The organism is Paenibacillus tundrae (genome assembly GCF_036884255.1).
In the GTDB taxonomy this organism is placed as follows: Bacteria; Bacillota; Bacilli; order Paenibacillales; family Paenibacillaceae; genus Paenibacillus.
Genome location: NZ_CP145605.1, coordinates 2,154,560 through 2,171,855, shown reverse-complemented (window position 1 = coordinate 2,171,855; position 17,296 = coordinate 2,154,560). Strand labels below are relative to the sequence as shown.

17 protein-coding genes are annotated in these 17,296 nt (G+C 43.4%); 4 read left to right on the top strand and 13 right to left on the bottom strand.

Translation table 11 applies throughout. The features are described from left to right. Positions 1-51: 51 nt before the first annotated feature. The 6 genes from pfkB to V6W81_RS09790 all read right to left on the bottom strand — a co-directional run bounded on the left by pfkB (position 52) and on the right by V6W81_RS09790 (position 5,905). The gene (gene pfkB, locus V6W81_RS09815) at positions 52-963 is read right to left on the bottom strand and encodes a 1-phosphofructokinase (RefSeq protein ID WP_338542915.1); all 912 of its coding nucleotides are present in this window, start codon (positions 961-963) and stop codon (positions 52-54) included. A gap of 1 nt (position 964) precedes the next feature. Continuing rightward, positions 965-1,711, bottom strand: a complete 747-nt coding sequence (locus tag V6W81_RS09810) for a DeoR/GlpR family DNA-binding transcription regulator (protein ID WP_338542913.1) — start codon at positions 1,709-1,711, stop codon at positions 965-967. A gap of 417 nt (positions 1,712-2,128) precedes the next feature. Next, positions 2,129-2,611: a hypothetical protein gene (locus V6W81_RS09805; RefSeq protein WP_145045952.1), complete on the bottom strand. Its 483-nt coding sequence runs from the start codon at positions 2,609-2,611 to the stop codon at positions 2,129-2,131. A gap of 210 nt (positions 2,612-2,821) precedes the next feature. Next, complete coding sequence (locus tag V6W81_RS09800) at positions 2,822-4,246, bottom strand: NAD(P)/FAD-dependent oxidoreductase (protein WP_338542912.1); 1,425 nt, start codon at positions 4,244-4,246, stop codon at positions 2,822-2,824. Between the two features lie 375 nt (positions 4,247-4,621). After that, positions 4,622-4,861, bottom strand: a complete 240-nt coding sequence (locus tag V6W81_RS09795; RefSeq protein WP_145045950.1) for a DUF896 domain-containing protein — start codon at positions 4,859-4,861, stop codon at positions 4,622-4,624. A gap of 159 nt (positions 4,862-5,020) precedes the next feature. Next, on the bottom strand, positions 5,021-5,905 hold the full coding sequence (locus tag V6W81_RS09790) for a helix-turn-helix transcriptional regulator (RefSeq protein WP_338542911.1): 885 nt from the start codon (positions 5,903-5,905) through the stop codon (positions 5,021-5,023). Between the two features lie 131 nt (positions 5,906-6,036). Between V6W81_RS09790 and V6W81_RS09785 the strand changes: the two genes are divergently transcribed. Next, complete coding sequence (locus tag V6W81_RS09785; RefSeq protein ID WP_338542910.1) at positions 6,037-6,756, top strand: hypothetical protein; 720 nt, start codon at positions 6,037-6,039, stop codon at positions 6,754-6,756. Here the strand turns inward: V6W81_RS09785 and V6W81_RS09780 are convergent. From V6W81_RS09780 to V6W81_RS09765, 4 genes are all read right to left on the bottom strand, one after another. Next, positions 6,745-7,575: a (2Fe-2S)-binding protein gene (locus V6W81_RS09780; protein ID WP_338542908.1), complete on the bottom strand. Its 831-nt coding sequence runs from the start codon at positions 7,573-7,575 to the stop codon at positions 6,745-6,747. The two genes, V6W81_RS09785 and V6W81_RS09780, sit on opposite strands and share 12 nt — an antisense overlap. Further along, positions 7,576-8,556 carry an ABC transporter substrate-binding protein gene (locus V6W81_RS09775; RefSeq protein ID WP_338542907.1) on the bottom strand — a complete coding sequence of 327 codons (981 nt, stop codon included), beginning with the start codon at positions 8,554-8,556 and terminating at the stop codon, positions 7,576-7,578. A gap of 107 nt (positions 8,557-8,663) precedes the next feature. After that, the gene (locus V6W81_RS09770) at positions 8,664-10,265 is read right to left on the bottom strand and encodes a helix-turn-helix domain-containing protein (protein ID WP_338542905.1); all 1,602 of its coding nucleotides are present in this window, start codon (positions 10,263-10,265) and stop codon (positions 8,664-8,666) included. A 51-nt stretch (positions 10,266-10,316) separates the two neighbouring features. After that, positions 10,317-12,332 (bottom strand): AraC family transcriptional regulator, encoded by a 2,016-nt coding sequence (locus tag V6W81_RS09765; RefSeq protein WP_338542903.1) that lies wholly within the window; start codon positions 12,330-12,332, stop codon positions 10,317-10,319. 421 nt (positions 12,333-12,753) lie between these two features. Here V6W81_RS09765 and V6W81_RS09760 point away from each other — a divergent pair, with 421 nt between their 5' ends. From V6W81_RS09760 to V6W81_RS09750, 3 genes are all read left to right on the top strand, one after another. After that, positions 12,754-13,173 carry a MarR family winged helix-turn-helix transcriptional regulator gene (locus V6W81_RS09760; RefSeq protein ID WP_056695410.1) on the top strand — a complete coding sequence of 140 codons (420 nt, stop codon included), beginning with the start codon at positions 12,754-12,756 and terminating at the stop codon, positions 13,171-13,173. A gap of 26 nt (positions 13,174-13,199) precedes the next feature. Further along, entirely contained in the window at positions 13,200-13,850 is a 651-nt protein-coding gene (locus V6W81_RS09755; protein ID WP_338542902.1) for a nitroreductase family protein, read from the top strand. A 70-nt stretch (positions 13,851-13,920) separates the two neighbouring features. Then, positions 13,921-14,220 carry a putative quinol monooxygenase gene (locus V6W81_RS09750; RefSeq protein ID WP_338542900.1) on the top strand — a complete coding sequence of 100 codons (300 nt, stop codon included), beginning with the start codon at positions 13,921-13,923 and terminating at the stop codon, positions 14,218-14,220. Positions 14,221-14,323: 103 nt separating this feature from the next. On the opposite strand, the gene V6W81_RS09745 is transcribed toward V6W81_RS09750, so the two are convergent. The 3 genes from V6W81_RS09745 to V6W81_RS09735 form a co-directional block, all read right to left on the bottom strand. Continuing rightward, positions 14,324-15,676: an FAD-binding oxidoreductase gene (locus tag V6W81_RS09745; RefSeq protein ID WP_338542899.1), complete on the bottom strand. Its 1,353-nt coding sequence runs from the start codon at positions 15,674-15,676 to the stop codon at positions 14,324-14,326. A gap of 230 nt (positions 15,677-15,906) precedes the next feature. Further along, the gene (locus tag V6W81_RS09740; RefSeq protein WP_338542898.1) at positions 15,907-16,428 is read right to left on the bottom strand and encodes a MarR family winged helix-turn-helix transcriptional regulator; all 522 of its coding nucleotides are present in this window, start codon (positions 16,426-16,428) and stop codon (positions 15,907-15,909) included. Positions 16,429-16,474: 46 nt separating this feature from the next. Then, a complete protein-coding gene (locus tag V6W81_RS09735) occupies positions 16,475-17,284 on the bottom strand; it encodes an alpha/beta hydrolase (RefSeq protein WP_338542896.1) in 810 nt (269 codons plus the stop codon). Positions 17,285-17,296 lie beyond the last annotated feature (12 nt).

Genomic DNA, 17,296 nt, shown 5'->3' with positions numbered 1-17,296 from the left:
CCTGCATTCGCAGGCCGATCATGTATACAATGTAAACCTTCTGTAGTTCAACTACAGTTTAGTAATGCTGACTTGCGTGCGTAATTCATCAATAAGCTCTCTTGTCGCAAGATCATCAGAGAACGCAGTGGCACTTCCAGATGCAACACCTGTACGAAAGGCTTCAAGCAGATCCCCGTTCAGAACGTAAGTACCCACAAATCCGCCAATCATGGAATCTCCGGCACCTACCGAGTTTTTGACAACGCCTTTAGGAACATTGGCATGATGAACTTCTTCCTGTGTTATGAACAATGCTCCTTCGCCAGCCATGGAAATAAGTACATGCTTGGCGCCTGCTTCTAATAGTCTTCGACCATAGGTTATGAGTTCTTCACGAGTTTCAATCGTTACACCGAACAGTTCTGCAAGTTCATGATGATTTGGCTTCACAAGCAACGGTTCATGGACAAGAGCATCCATTAATGCCTTACCTGTCGTATCAATAACGAATTCAGCGCCAGCTTGTTTACATACCTTGATCAAACGATCATAAAAATCGGCTCCCAGCGCAGGTGGAACACTTCCCGACAGAATTACGATATCCCCTTGCTGCAATCCTGACATCTTCTGAAGCAATTGTTCAGACTCTTCAGAGCTAATCGCAGGTCCAAGTCCGTTGATTTCTGTCTCTTCACCATGCTTCAGCTTAATATTGATGCGCGTGTCATCTGCAATGGTAACAAAGTCAGTACGGATCGCTTCTTCTTGCAATCGATCATTAATGAAACGTCCTGTGAATCCACCAAGGAATCCAAATGCTGTGTTCGTGGCACCAAGCTGATTAAGAATGCGTGATACGTTTATGCCTTTACCACCCGGAAGTTTCAAGTCCCGGTTCATTCGATTCAGTCCACCAAGTTTCAGATCATGCACTTCCACGATATAATCGATGGAAGGATTAAGTGTTAACGTATATATCATGTTATCCCTCGATTATTTTAGTTTTCTGGGCGATTAAGTGCCGCCAGTGTTCTGGTACCTGCTCCGTAATCAGATCTGCCTCTTCCAAATCAAACAATTTGGCAAAAGTAATTTCCCCGATTTTGCTGGAATCAGCCAGTACGTAAGATTTCCCCGACAACTGATGTGCACGCCTTTTAATCAAGGCTTCCTCCGGATCAGGAGTTGTATACCCCATTTCGGGATCTACCCCGTTCGTTCCAAGGAAACATTTATCGAAGCGGAAGTTATCCATGTTCTGTAACGCAATACTACCAATCACAGCTTTTGTATGGATTTTCATCATACCGCCTAGCAAGTAGCTACGAATTCGCTTGCTTACCAAGGCTTCCACATGAGATAGTCCATTTGTCACAACGGTGACATCCTTTGCTTCAATAAAAGGAATCATAGCAAGGGTCGTTGTCCCTGCATCGAGATAGACACATTCGCCATTTTGGATCTCCTGTGCAGCCAAACGAGCAATCGTCACCTTTTGTTGGATGTTTTTGAACGTTTTTTCTTCCATGCCAGGTTCCAATGACTTCTCATTGACCAATGCAGCGCCGCCATGAATTCGTTTGAGCATTTGACGACTTTCCAAATCGATAAGATCACGCCTGATTGTTGATTCAGAGGCTCCAAGCACATCGACAAGCTCCTGTAATTTCACAATCCCCTGTAAATGTAAGCGCTCTATAATTGCAGCATATCGTTCTTCAGTCAGCATCTTCATTCCTCCAACTGCTTCTATAGTATCATAAATCCAGTAAAAAACAATCATTTTCGTTCAAAATAATTTATAAACCTTCAAAAACATGCAATTTTCGACGTTATAACCTTTCAATATTGAACCACATTAACCCCAAACGTTCAAATTCATTCAAACCATGGACTCTGGAGATTGAACCATAAATATTTACACTGACCACTCCTATGACAGAACAACCTTTCGATCGCTGTTCCCCAGATTTTTTTGATTCCCTTTTTCAAAGGGGAAAATCCGGTGATAAAGGCGAACGCTTCGCTTCTTCACGTTATTTCTGTCCTCTCCGTTCTTGTGTAAATGTCTAGTTCAATATAGATTCTATATTAGAACGATAAAAATCCTGAAATGCAACATTCTGCTGCACTACAGGATTTTCCTTTATCCATTCATCTGCGGTTTTGGCTTAAGCCACTGCCCTTCTTCATTGATGAACGCACCTTTATAACGCCCCATCTCTAGTTGCTCGATCAGCTTGCCCTCATCAATTGCCAAAATCTCTGCCAACTGGGCTGACGTGTAATATTGATTCGGATCGTAGTTTATAAGTATAGGCACAGCCGTGTCATATAATTCTCTGATTAAATTCTCAAACGAATTACGCCCAAGGTTCTCCATGTTCTTGAAATCATTCAAGTGTTGAGACACCAGATTGTGAAACGACTTATTTCCCAGATTCATCCATACGGTATTACATGCCTGCACACTCATATAGTTCTTCTCTACATCAAAAAATTGAACTTCTTCAATCTTCATGAACTTTTCTTGAAAAGCAACGATCTTAATTAACGGTACATTACGCTGCCGTGAAGCTTTTTTTATATGTGCTCTGAATTGTTCATAACTCATCTCAACTTCAACCATCTCTACTACCACCTGCCTTCTAACGTGTTCCAATCGACATTTTACAACAAATCGTCGGGAAGTGTAATCTTTTCGCACAAAAAAAGCAAAAAAACGTATGCTCATGCCTGCGCACACGTTTAAACTGAAGTTACTGGGTAGTATTCAATGATCTGACTTTCGAACAGACTTAAATAACTCTGCGAATGTGCCTACAGTGTTAATAGATGCTCATTTCAGTGCAGTATTCTCTGCCCATGTGGCTGTGAACTCCTGCTCATTATAAGCAAAAAATCGTTGTAATATCGTGTCACGATCATCCATAAATAGTTGATCCGCTATGGATGAAACTAACTTGGGGATTGCACTTCTGGTTCCCGAGATAGCCGACGCGGATAAGCCGCAACTTGCCAGTGCAGAATAATTAAACACAAAGAGCCCGTGTAACTTAGATGTGCCCTCCTCATCTCGACTTGTCAGCGCAAACCCTGGGGTTAAATAAGGGTGGGCGTCAAGTAAGGCATTGCGATGTTCTACAGGTGGCTCATACCGATCTGCCCAGCGTGCAATGTGACCTTCAACTAATCGCAGTTCTGAACGAAGAGCCGGATCACTAAGTAAGCCTGTGCTGACCACAAGAAAATCAAACGTAAAGGTACCTTGCTCCGTTGTAACCATCGCTTTATTATTTTGAGCCTCGACTTGTTGCCATGGTGAGTTCAGATGTAGTCTGAATCCTGGCCAGACCGCTGCTCGATTGAACGTATCATTCGTTGGCGGCTGATTAAATTTAAAAAAATGGGAGATAACTGCATATTTATCTGATGTAGGTAGTGCATGGAAACGTTCAATCATGCCCGACTGTTCCATCTGACGAATTGGATTCACGCGCGGTAGCTGGTCTCGTCGTACAAATACATGAGCTTCTGCCACACCGGCAGCAAGCGCATAACTCGCATTATCAAAAGCGGAGGCACCACCACCAAGCACGGCAATCTTTTTCCCCTTTAATCGTTCAAAATCAATCGTTTCAGAAGTATGTGCATATAGCTCCCGAGGTAGCTTATCCGCAATCATCGGCGGCACATGCCACTCACCGCCACCTTGTATTCCCGTCGCGAGCACCACTTTACGTGCAAAAAGGAAGTCCTTCATTCCTGCTCTATTCACCTGAAGTCGATATATGCCATGCTCCATAGGCTCAATAAGTGTCAATTTCACCTCATTCATCACTGGCAGTTTCAATACTTCCCGGTACCATCGTAAATAGTTCATCCAATCTCCTCGAGGAATTTTGTCTACCTCTTCCCAGCCCTCACGACCAGTCTGCGCCTCCCACCAGGAACGAAAGGTTAACGACGGGATGCCCAGATCAATGGAGGTCAGATGTTTGGGTGTTCGTAAAGTAACCATCCGTGCATAAGTCTCCCAAGGCCCTTCAAATCCAGCTACATTCTCGTCAATAACAACAATGTTGGAGATTCGTTCACGAAGAAGTCCAAACGCAGCTCCTAGTCCGCTCTGCCCCCCGCCCACAATGACAACATCATAGACATGGCCTTCTGTATGTTGTTTTGCACATGTCCAGTCCGCACCACCATAAGACAAACAAGCAAGATCATGCATAACACGTTCATTCAAAGCTTCAAGGCTCACAACTCATCAACCCTCTCTTGGTACCCTTATGAACTATTTACCGATCATTTTTCATTGTTAGTTTTCTGTCAGTTCACTTTTCCGTTGTCAGTTTATTGTTCATTTATTGTTCGTTATATTGAATATTCTCGTCACTTCTCATGTCCTTATGGAAATAGATTAGCGTTATTATATGAGTTGTGAAGCTTCATTTGAAGTTGATGGGAGATTTCTTGTCATCCGTTCTAAAAACAACAAGCATACTTGTTAAATTACACGAAACTCCACTTATTGAGGTGGCTTGATAATTTATGTACTTTTCCTGTTTAAAAGTGAAAGTGTAGTAACAAAAAAGACAGACCAAGAAGTTACCTTGATCTGTCTTTATATATGAATCTATTGCTCCGCCTGTTTACGGCGCTGCATTTTTTCAATAATTAATTTCTCAGGTGTCACGTTATTGCCCAGTGGATCCACAACGGACACGCCTAGCATAGTTGTAAGTACTTGACCTCGAATGGCCTGCAAATACTGTTTTCTCAGCTCTTGCTGCTCTAGTTGTTCTGCTTGCGTCAGTCCGGTACTGCTGCGTTGTTTTCTACTTAATTCGTTGATGCGTCCCAAAATAGGAATCATGACATTCACCTCACTTTTGTTACTGCAATGTTCAAACAGATATTTCGAATATCTTCAAACTAAGTTAATACAACTTTACGATTTTGTCTATAGGCTCATGACGCTGAGACAGTATTCATGTCATTCATGTTCCTTTTATGACGCTCTAATCTAACTGCTTCACCGTTTAAGTGAGCCTGGATTATAACCGTACATCTGCCTGAACCTACTGATGAAGTAACTTGTATTCGTGTAACCTACCTGATGAGCAGCCTCTGATACACCGACTTCGCCACTTTCTAGCAGCTCACGTGCCTTCTCCATTCGTTTTTCGATAATGTATGCATGAATGGACTTCCCATATTGCTGCTTGAATGCTCGTTTCAACTTATTTTCGTTCATCATCGCGGGGCGAACCAACTCCGGAATCGTAGGTGAATCTGCATAACAAGCATTCAATATTCGCTTTACCTCCTTCAGCCCAGCCCGGTCGGAATCACTTAACTTTATCTCTGGCAATTGTGGCTGTGATCGATCGGTCAGCTCTCCAGTAAGCACAACGATTAATTCCGTCAACTTGGCTTGCAAATAATGATCACGAAGGTCCTCAGAATATGTACATCCAAGCATGTCCTGTATAACGCGTCGGGCTACTGGCGGGATGTCCATTCCGGCTATTCTAGGCACATGATTAAAGCTGCTAATTGCTCCGGTCTCCCGAATCTTCTCGAACAGTATGGAACAGAATCCAGGAGCGATCTGGAACCCCATTTGCATACTGCGCTCATTTTCTTCATATGTATTGGTCGCCGCATATGCACCACCATCATATATACCAAAATAATTCTCCGGCAGAAGATGTTCACGCCCCGTATCTCGATTACGCCATCTCTGCTCACCCATGAGGTTAAAAGCAAGCACGACCCCTGCATGTTCACCTTGTTCGTCTACGAATGTATTCCGGCGTGGGGTAAGATCTGACCATGACCATGTGGCGTGTGCTCCCAGCCTTAACGATTGAAACAGCCCACTCCCTACATGTTCAGGAACATCAAATGTCGTCATGTGCTTCCTCCTTTTTCAGCTATTCAAGCTCCCGATTGAGCTAACAAGTGCATCAGCAGACCATGTAACATATACATCAACAAGATCCTTTAACTTGTAATCATATCTAACCTCGACAAGGAGCAGTTTACATGGAATCCCTAGATCATATTTATTACGTTGCACTCACCTTTCACATCCCCAAGCAGAAGCTTAAACCATACCGCACATACCTTGAAACACACGTTATTCCCGTTTATGACCGCCATTGGAATACGATGATTACGGATTACAAGCTATACACGCACAAGTTAACGATTGAAAAACACGGTGATTTTCCCGTCTGGAACATTCTACATGTTCTGCAACTTCATCATCGCGAGCAAGCCGATGCGCTTCAGAATGAACTAGATTGTATACAGCCGTTTCCTGAAGCTGTTGTTGTTCGTCAGGAATTGCTCTCTAGTACGCCACGTAGTCATTTCCCTATTCAAAATGAACAAACCCGCAGACGCTGGCTGAAGCCGCTGCAGGTTGTTGAATATGTTGATGTAAAGCACAATAAATTGGAACAATTCCGCGAGATCATGATGCAGCGAAATGGACCAGCCATGCACTTTATTTGTAATGAACGAAGATGGTGTCATAGCTTCTACGCACTGGAGACTGAACAGGTGTGGACGCATCATACAGACTACCCTGGGTGGAACCAGCTTCATATTATAGCGCTATATCCAGAAGCCCCTTTCAAGTATAAAAAGGATTTTGGACTCGGGCTGGCTGGAGCCTCAGGTATTACTTTTGAAGAGAACATGGAGCAGCTGAAACAGATTCGCACGATGCGGTACAAATGTATTAGCTCACGATTGTAGGAGATTGCGCAATCGGGATTCCGAATCTAACTTCGGGCAACTGTTGCAGTATCCATGTGCATGACTGCCGCTTCCTACCTGATAGGCCAAACAACAATATCGACGTATCAAAAACGGCTGTCCTTGCCACTTAGGATGCTCAAAGCATTTGTGCTTCATTGCAAACGGAGATTCGGTATCACCTTGCGGAGCGAGCCATACGCTGCGATCCTCTTGTATTCGTGTTAATCGTTCAGCCGTTTTCCATATGCCTTCATCATGGATCATTTGTGCATACAGCTGTTGCACATTGTGTGCAATAAGTGCCCACATGACCTTCTCACTCGCTCCTGTATCAGCAGCTACACCCTGTAAGATCATTCCCAGCTGTAGCTGCAGTCTTCCTTTGAGCATGCTGAGCTGGGATTTTCGTTTAGCAAGATCTGCATACGCAACGGTGACCTGCTCCAACTGGCTCTCATAACGCATCCTGCCTGATCCAGTCAGTTCCACACGTACAACATCGTTTTCAATTCGGAGTAAGGTGTCATAGAGACTAAACGCAGAGATGACAGCCATAACCCATACCGAATAGCGCTTTGCGAAGAGTGTGCCTACAGCAATACTTCCCGTACCTCCAAGCTCAAGCCCCTGCTGCGTAGCCTGTTCACGCAGGAACGATCTCCGTTGCTCCCCATTGAGCAGATCCTTCACCGTAAAGGAATACTCGGAAATCTCCCACGAACTTCTAATCGTCGTCACAAAAAAATGCTGTAAAGTCTCAACTAGCTCGGAGTGTTTTGGATCTGAATCATGATCTGAACCTGGATAACGTCCCATCTATTGAATCATATCTTCAATTTCGTTGATAATCTCGCTACGTCCAATAGCTCCCCAGCCCTTGAACAACCAGAAGGAATCCGTGGTATAGACCTGATCTGCAACGACCGCAGGAACACTCTTCCAAAGGGAGCTTCCGTTAATGCCATCTAGATAATCCTCAGCGTTTGGGTCAACCTCAAGAACTACAAAATCAGCGTCAATATCTGAAATCTTCTCCATAGATAGATCCTCACGTTGTTCGGCTGGTGTCACCCCAGTAGGTTCAAATCCAAGATCATGATACAACAGCGTATTGGTTGGATGTCCTTTTGCCGCATAGATCTGTAATGTTTTTTCTCTTACACGTAGATAAGCTAGTTTCTTCTCATCCAATTGTTCAATTTTTGCTTTAAGCTGGTTGGCTTGTTGTTCCACTTCAGCAATTTTTGTTTTGGCCAGATCGACCTTGTCATACATCCCTGCAATAGTTAACAAGTCCTGTGTCCAATAGGTGGTATCGTCCTCATAATCGAGCCATTCGGTGCCAATAACGATGGTCGGCGCAATTTTCTCCAACTGCTCATACGCATTCTCAGCCGTTCGGCTCTCAATTACGATAACATCTGGATCAATCTGAAGAATAGCTTCTAAGTTAGGGCTGTCTGCAGAACCTACGGTCGGAACTCCAGCCAATTGATCTGCAAGATAAGGAGGGTAATCTCCTCCATAACGCACTTCTACATTTACACCCGCTGGCTTCTCATCTATCGTCAACATGTGATCAATATAAGCAGCAGACAAGACAACCATACGATCAATTTTCTGTGGTATAACCGCTGTTCCTTTAAGATGTTCAATCGACTGGGTACCACTCTGTTCTGCCGATGTGTTCTGATCCTGAGGTGTAGTCTCCGCTACTTCCGACGTTTTCCCGCATGCCGCTAGAACAAACACAAGCAGGGTTATCAGTACGATCCATGATGCTCTCTGTCTAAACATTCTAGTAAAACCCCTCTACTATTTAATAATAATAATCATTATCACTATAGTAGGGAAAAGAGTTCTTGCTTGCCATGGATTATTTCACTCTCTTCACTTGGACAATCTCACCGTGCAGTAATACCAAGCTGTTCTGCTACATATTTCATAGCCCACATGCGACCTGTAGGCCCTAACGTTTTGAAGAAAATATCCTCTGCATTGTATACACGACCCTCTTGAACCGCCTTCAATGTTAACCACTCAGCCGAACTCTGCAACTGACGCAGTTGAGCCCTAGCCTCAGTTGTCGGATCGACCATGACAAAAATATGATCTGCCTCATATAAGCGCACAGCATCACATTGCATTTCAACAGCCCACTGCTTCTCTGGAAATTGATATGGCAAATGAAACCCTAGATCATCGTACAGTAAAGCCCCTGTCTGGCTATTGCGTCCATACATTCGGCAAAACGTCGCGGTCACCCGAAGAAACATCACACGCTGCTTTCCCCATCTCGATTGAATGCGCCTTCGAAGCAGCTGACTTAGTTCTGCATGCTCTTCAATCCACCGCTCAGCCTGTTCAGTTCGTCCCATAATGTCCGCCATATACAGAAGCCTTTCATCAAAATGATTACTGTGTTCCAGCATAGTCGTAGGGGCAATGTGATGCAGTGCTTCATTAGGCTCTAGCCGATCACTCGTAATGATTAAATCTGGTTGCAACCTTCGCAGCTTGTCGTAACTCTCATCGAAGCTGTTCAACATTATCCCCTGATGACGATGTGCTTGGAGCATAGGAATAGCAACTGGATGTGCCACTCTCTGATCATAGGATAGAGCAGATACCGGCGTCAGACCAAGGGTAATGACGTAATCATCCAACCCGTAATACGTGGTCGCAATACGATTTACTTTCTTTTTCATATACAGGGTTGGAGCAATGCCTTCCTTCTTCTTGAACATCCTGCTGAAATAATGCTCGTCTTTATAGCCGACCTGCTCTGCGATCGCTTTAATCTTATCGGAGGAGAACAGCAATTGTTTGGCTTTGGCCATGCGTTGTTTCAATATATATTCCATTGGCGTCATATGAAGTTGCCGTTTGAACGTTCTTGTAAAATGATTCACGCTAAGCCCCGCTATTTGGGCCATCTGCTCCATGCGAAGATCTTCGGTATAGTTATCCTTCATGTATTCAAGAGCCAGATCCATACCTGCTACAGGTGGAGCTGCTTGCTTGACCTGATTCATTAGCTGTATCAATAACTGGTGCACGAGATGCTTCCTACGTAAGTTTACTGGACTCTCTGTAGGACGTTTACCACTTACCAGTTTATTCATAAGCTCATGAATATCTCGTGTATTCGATGACATGTGAAGCTTGCCCGTAACAGGAAAATCAAACGTCGACGCATGCCAATTATGCTGACTGCGATTAAGTGCCACACACGAAAATAAAATGATCTGATATCGGATGGGTGCCTCCGTATACGTCTGGAGCTCCACATGCATGCCAGGCTTTAACAGGAACCATTCCTCTTGTGACACGGTATGTACAACGTCATTGATCATAAGAGTTCCCTTTCCAGCGATAACTCTACATATGGCAAATCTATTCCAGGTTCTTCGCTGAATTTCTCCCGGATTGCTGGAGTATTGACGGACATGCACAGCAGAGAAATACAGCTGCTCCAGTCGTTTTATCCAATCCATTTCTTCCATGCTGACTTCCTTTCCTGTTTGGATCAAACCCACTAATCCATAAATAACAATCTACTTTTTGGCATTCAGTAACAGATTCTTGATTGTATCTAGCTGCAATTCCAGTGAGAATGGATCTTCCATCACGAATTCGTCCCCTTTGTCTCCGAAGGAACCATACGCATAGACCTGGCCTTTCTGCACAGCAGGAAGGTGTTTCCACACCTCACTATTCAACACTTCGTTAGCCCCTTCATCCTGTGAACCATATATGAAGACATGATCTCCAATATACTCGGGCAGTACCTCAAGAGAAATATTCACGAATCCTTCCTTCATGTCTAACGCTTGCTGAGTAGGGGGAAGCTTTAACATATCATAGATGGTAGAGCTACCGTAATTCCCACCTTCGGCCGCCATAACATATAGCGCTTTATTCCCCACCTGTACAATGGATACGGTCTCGCCTTCTTTAATGATTCCGTCGATTTGCTTCTTCGCTTCTTCCACTTCTTCTTGATACGTTGTAATCCACTGCTCGGCTTCCTGCTCTTTCCCAAACACACTAGCGATTCGGCGCAGCTTCTCCAGCGGCCCTGAAGTCGTTTCCCCTTCCCAATAAGGTAAAAAGACGGTCGTTGCAATTTTCTCGTAATCCTCAATATTTTTGTCAATCGAACCAATAATAAGATCTGGCTCAAGTGAAACCAACTTCTCCAGATTCATTGGGAATTCCCCACCCAAATCTTCAATGCCTGCGATAAGATCCTCGGAGATACCAGACTTCTCAATCCACGATTCGTTCAGCATAAATGTTCTCACACCGACAGGTATAATTCCGAGCTTTAGCAAGTATCCCATATATTGATCTGAGGCTACACGCTGTGGATTAGCTGGAATCACAACATCGCCCCGCAACGTAGACACTGTCCGCGTCTCTACAGGTGTAGCTGAATTTCCGTCCGTCGTTGCCTGATTACTGGATTGTGCTGTAGGCGTAGTCGTTGCTGGTTGTGTATTGCTTGCCGACGGTGCAGGACTAGAACAAGCTGCGAGCAGTAGTGTGAAACATAGCAGCATCGACAATGCCGTCATTTTAAATTTTCCTTGCATAAATAATTCCCCTCCAACATTCTTCTGATATTGATAATCAATATCATTATATAGGCGGGGATATAGAGGTTGAAGGGCATTTTCTTGCATCAAATGGGGCAAATCATGCTTTTTATGAAATGGGATTGCTTGCTTGGCTCCATTCATACGCTGTTTCTTTTTGTATTGAACAGGTGAAAGTCCTTTGATTTTCTTGAAGCTCCGGCTCAGTGAATGAGCATCTGGATAACCAACCTGCTCTGCAATCTGTTGCAACGTCGCATCGGTATGCGTCATTAGATATGCCGCTCTCTCCACACGTCTCTGTGCCAGATATTGAATTGGGCTGACATTTAACTTTTGTTTAAACAGTCTAGACAAATGCCCCACACTACAGTCCAATTCCTCCCCCATCTTGTCCAAACCAAGAGGTTCTTGCAGATGTGTGTTCATGTATTCCACAGCTCTTGTCACCAAATCCGGCTTGAAAGGCTGTATAGACTGGTTGTGTAAATCCTCCAATAAAGAGTAGACCCATTGCTGGAACAACACTTTGGCATGCAGTTTAGCCAGCTTGGTAGGCTGTTCCCATTCCCAGTAAAGCGCTTCAATACATTGATACATATCCAGCGGATTGGCTGGAATCATGCCGAACTGATTCTGGAATGGACGTTCATGTTCCATCAGTTGTTGGATCTCCATCCGACAGGGCAATGTCAAAATTGCTTTGTACAAAATCATATAATAAGCAACGCCGGAATCGGTCTCTATCTCTAGATTGGCAAGCTTGCCCCCATGAACGACATGGAAACCATCGACGATATAACAATGTTGATCAATTCTTACCCGTGCAGTTCCGTCAATCATATAAAAGTAAGCACTCGCAGGTAATTGATAATGGCTTAACTTCTCGCCAGGTTCTAGAGCATTTTTGCGAACATCCAATATTTTGATAAAAACATGATTCCATAGAAGGATGTGATCATTTAAATTCATTGTTGTACTATCCTCCTCTGTCCTGGAGCAGCTCTATACATTAATCCTTACCGATAAGGAAACCAGTCTAATGTGTTTTATTCATACATGAAGAATTTCTTATATTATAGTTTAAATGATAATAATTCTCAATGAATTACAGCCAATATGTTTGCCTTCAAACGGATAAACTACATCCACCTAGATGTATATCTGCTGCGTAAATTACAATTTCCATCTTTTTGAGACCTGTTGCAAATTCATAAAAGGCATGATATATTAGTTGAGCCGTCAATGATTGATGCCTCAAATATTGATCCATCAATGATCGACAGCAGCCGATGTAGTAATCATTAGGCAATGGCATTGTATACTGGCAACTTTAATTATTTGTTAACATACGCCGTTGTTCATGATTCAGATTCACCCGGGAGGTCTAGTCATGACACGTATGGTTTCCAAGGAAGAACAGATCATCAATCTGCTGAATGTACTAGGCAACAAAATTAGTCCCAAGTTTGAGCGCTGTACAGGTATCAGTTCCTCTCGTTTTGAAATTTTGCATGAGCTAGATCAGGTTGATGAGATCAACCAGTCCATGCTTCAGAAAATTATCAATATCGATAGTGCTGCTATCACACGTCACTTAAAACAACTTGAGGCAGATCAGATGGTGACCAGACGTAAGAACCCCGATGATAACCGGGTAACGTTTGTTCGTCTGACCGATCATGGTCGTAAGCAGATTGAAGGCTATAAGACAGAGAAAACCAATTTTATTAACCAAATTCTACAAGATTTTAGCGAAGAGGAAGTACTGGCACTCGCTGATTACTTGGAACGTATGCAAAACAACTTTTAACCTATATATAGAGGAGAGAACTATCCATGAGTACAATTGAAAGCAAATTCCAAAAGACAAATGATTTTAACGAAATTACTTACGGCCGTCGCTCCGTTAAACTTTACGATCCTGAAGTTAAAATCAGTCGTGAAGAAATGACAGAGATTCTGGCAGAAGCTTCACGTGCACCTTCTTCTGTTAATATGCAGCCATGGCGTTTTCTAGTTGTAGACACACAAGAAGGCAAAGAAAAACTTGCTCCTTTGGCTAAATTCAACCAAAATCAAGTGCTGACTTCCGCTGCTGTCATTGGTGTATTTATCGACATGAACAATGTTGAATACCTGGAAGAGATTTTCAGCAAAGCTGTAGAGCATGGTTTCATGCCACAAGATATCAAAGATCAACAAGTTAAATTTGTTAAACCTTATTATGATAACATGCCTGCAGCAGATCTGCGTGACGTTAACCTGATTGATGCAGGTCTAGCTTCCATGCAGTTGATGCTGGCTGCTCGTGCACACGGTTATGACACCAACCCTATTGGTGGTTATGAGAAAGATCAAATTGCAGAAACGTTCGGGATGGACAAAGATCGCTATCAACCAGTAATGCTGATCTCCATCGGTAAATCCGCAAAAGAAGGTCATCCTTCTTACCGTCTGCCTGTAGATACAATCACAACTTGGGCATAATATTAGCACTTGGTCACCATAGATTCTAATTCTTACACTTCATAATTCAAAATACCGGAGGTAAACTACTATGATTATCATTCACGCTCATCTGCAAGTTAAACCGGATCAAGAACAAGCTTTCCTTGCTGCAACAAAAGAATTGGTCGCTGCAACTCGCCAAGAAGAAGGCAACATCAGCTATGAATTGTTGAAACATACTGAGCAAGAACAAAAATATACAATGGTTGAACTGTGGAAAGATGAAGCAGCTACTGCTTCTCATAACGCAAGTGCACATTTTCAAGCTTTTGTTCAACAAGGTGCAGCATTCATGGCTGCACCTATGAACGTTGAAGTATTTGCTGGCGAAGCCGTTAAAACGAATTAATATCGTCAATTAGCATACCTGGCTATGCGATATATATAGAACATTAAAGCCACATGAAGTTCATCGTAAGATGATTTCATGTGGCTTTTTATTTTCCTGATACCTATCTAATCGGACGAGCAGGTGTGATGCTTTGCGGGTTGTTGAACACATTTTTGGGATCATATTTGGCTTTGACTCTGCGTAATCTGGCGTAGTTCGCACCGTAATATACTGGCCCAGAATGCTTAATACCTTGGTCTGGCACGTTAATATATGAACCTACAATGTATGGCTGCAATTTTTGGCGTGTATTACGCACGATTGCAATATTTTTAGCGGCTTGGGATGGTTTCGTCCACGAGCTGTTCCATTCAACATAGAATTTTGCTTTGCGCCAGAAAAAAGCTGTAGACTTAGGTGATTTACGACTTACTGCACCACCCCAGTTGAGGAAAAAGAACCCGGCAAACTCCCCTTCTACATTTTCCAAAAATCTACGCATCGACTTAATCGCTTGGTCTGGAAATGGACGCTTGCCGAAACCGGAAGAGAACTGGTTACTATACCTTTGAGTAAGTACCGGATCTGGAGGCAACAAGAAGGTTACTGCATCGGGATAAGGCACCGAGCGTATAATTGTTTGAGTTGGTGTGCCGACACTGGTAAGCGGCTTTAACAGCCGGAGAGCTTCTGTTTTGGAGCCGAGAAATAATCCCTCCATACTCACATTTCCGCCCTTTTTAGGACCAATGGACAACTCACTGCCGAGTCTCGTATCCACGGATGGAGCCCACTTTTGCCAAGCTTTGAGCACGTTTTCCCATTGAGCCCAAGGCCAAGTTATCCGATATACTGTAGCCTTTGCAGGTGCTCGACGTACTTTGAATTTATATTTGGTGTATACGCCGAAGTTCCCGCCGCCGCCTCCCTGTGATGCCCAAAAGAGATCTGCGTTGCAATTTCGGCTTGCACGAATTACTTTTCCATTAGCGTCTACCATTTCGAGTTCGAGCAAGTTATCGCTAATTAATCCAATAGTACGTTGGAGTGGTCCAATTCCCCCACCTAAAGTAATTCCCCCAATACCGACCGTTGGACTGTCACCAAAGGGAGCAATGAAGCCTTTTTTCGCCAGCGTATGGGCGATTCTCCCTACTCTGTTTCCTGTGCCTACAACGACCGTTCCCTTTTTGGAATCCAGCTTAATGGTATTCAATTCACTAACATCGATGACAATGCCACCGTTAACCTGTGATAGATTGACTTCAAGTGCATGCCTTCCACTCCGTGGTCTGATCGTTACGTTATTTTCACGAGCCCATTTGATGGCATTGGATACATCTTTCGTTTGTTGGGCAAATACGAAAACTTTAGGTTTCCTGTCCGTATGAGGGTCCCAATTTTTGCGTGCCGCCTCATATCCTGGATCTCCTTTATAAATGACCCTTCCAGTAAGCTTTGTTGATGATTTCAATATACGCCACTCCCCATTGACCTATTGTTAATTGCCACTCCACGTTAGCACCCTATACTGTATGAAGGACATTCGCGGAGGGAATGGGCACATGTAATGATTACGGGCATAAGAAAGTTATTTTCTTCCCTTTATATAAAAAAAAGAATCTTCCTGTGAGCTAATTGCAGCTCTAGGAAAATTCCTATGAGATGAGATTTCATGATTAACTATCCTCGGTAGGTATATGTTTATTCGTCGGCCGGATCAATCTTAACGAGCTTGCGCGGCTCTTGTTCCTTCTCACCATACCAGACTAAGACATCAGCTAATTTATCCAAGATGCGAATAAAATTAGCTTGATCCGTCGCTGAAATATGATCTGCATATTGAAAAATCTCATCGAAACAAAGCTTGCGCACAAACTCCGTGTACTCAGCATACACTTCACGACCCTTAGTCGAAGGTTTAACATAGATGTCTTTGCGATTGCCGCTTAAATGATATTTTTCAAGCAAACCTTTCTCCTTCAAGTTCTTCACATTCTTCGAGAAAGTGCTGCGACTAACACCAAGACGTAACGCCATTTCAGACATTTTCTCCTCTTTATCCTCCGCTTCAAGGATATATTCCAAGGTTTGAATCTGCGAAGCAGAGAACATAACATCTGTACCATAACTTCGCTGCAGCTTATAGGTATTTGAATAAGCATTGCCATATTTGATAATCTTCTCGACGAGTGCTCGATGGTTGCCCATCCATTCCAATTTCATGGATAATCCCTTTCATTTTCAAATTCTCTCTCTAAATGTACTGAAATTAGATATGTTTTTCAATCCAGGTTATCACTTCTTCAATAACTTCATCACGACTAGGCTCGTTGAAGATCTCATGCATGAGGTTGGCGTAAATTTTCAATGTTTTGTCGGTCGACGCAATATCTCCGTAAAAATCACGTGAATCCTGTTCACTCACCAGTCCGTCATTCGCTCCATGAAGAACAAGTACCGGATCAACAAATTGCTTCGCATGTTCTTTCAGCCACGCTACTCCATACCCTAGGCTATTGAACAGATCCACAGAAATCTGCTTCTCAACAAGCGGGTCATTATTGTATGCGGATACAACCTCCGGATCACTACACACGCCACTTCCAAGCTCATTCGGAAAATACGTGCCAAGCGGAAGATCAAGCGGCAGTTCTCCGGCAACCTTCGTATTGTAACGCGTGAGTGCTCCTGAAAGTACAATACCTTGAACCTTGCCAGGATATTTCGTCCCAAACGCAGAGGTTGCAAAGCCGCCCATGCTATGTCCAATCACAAATAAAGGGGTATCGCCGCTCTCTTGTAATGCTTCTTCAACAATGACATTAACATCATCAATAATATGATGAAAATCACTATAAAACGTACGCTGTCCTTCTGATCTGGCATGACCCCGGTGGTCAAAACGATAGACACTAACACCACGTTTATTCAGTTGCTCTGTCACATAATCATAGCGCCCAGCATGCTCGCATAATCCATGAACGATAACGACCGCTGCTTTCGCATCCCTGACAACATTTTTACTAAAATAAAGCTGTGTTCCGTCAAATGATTGAATCGTTGTCTCAATCGTGCTCATATTCATCCCATC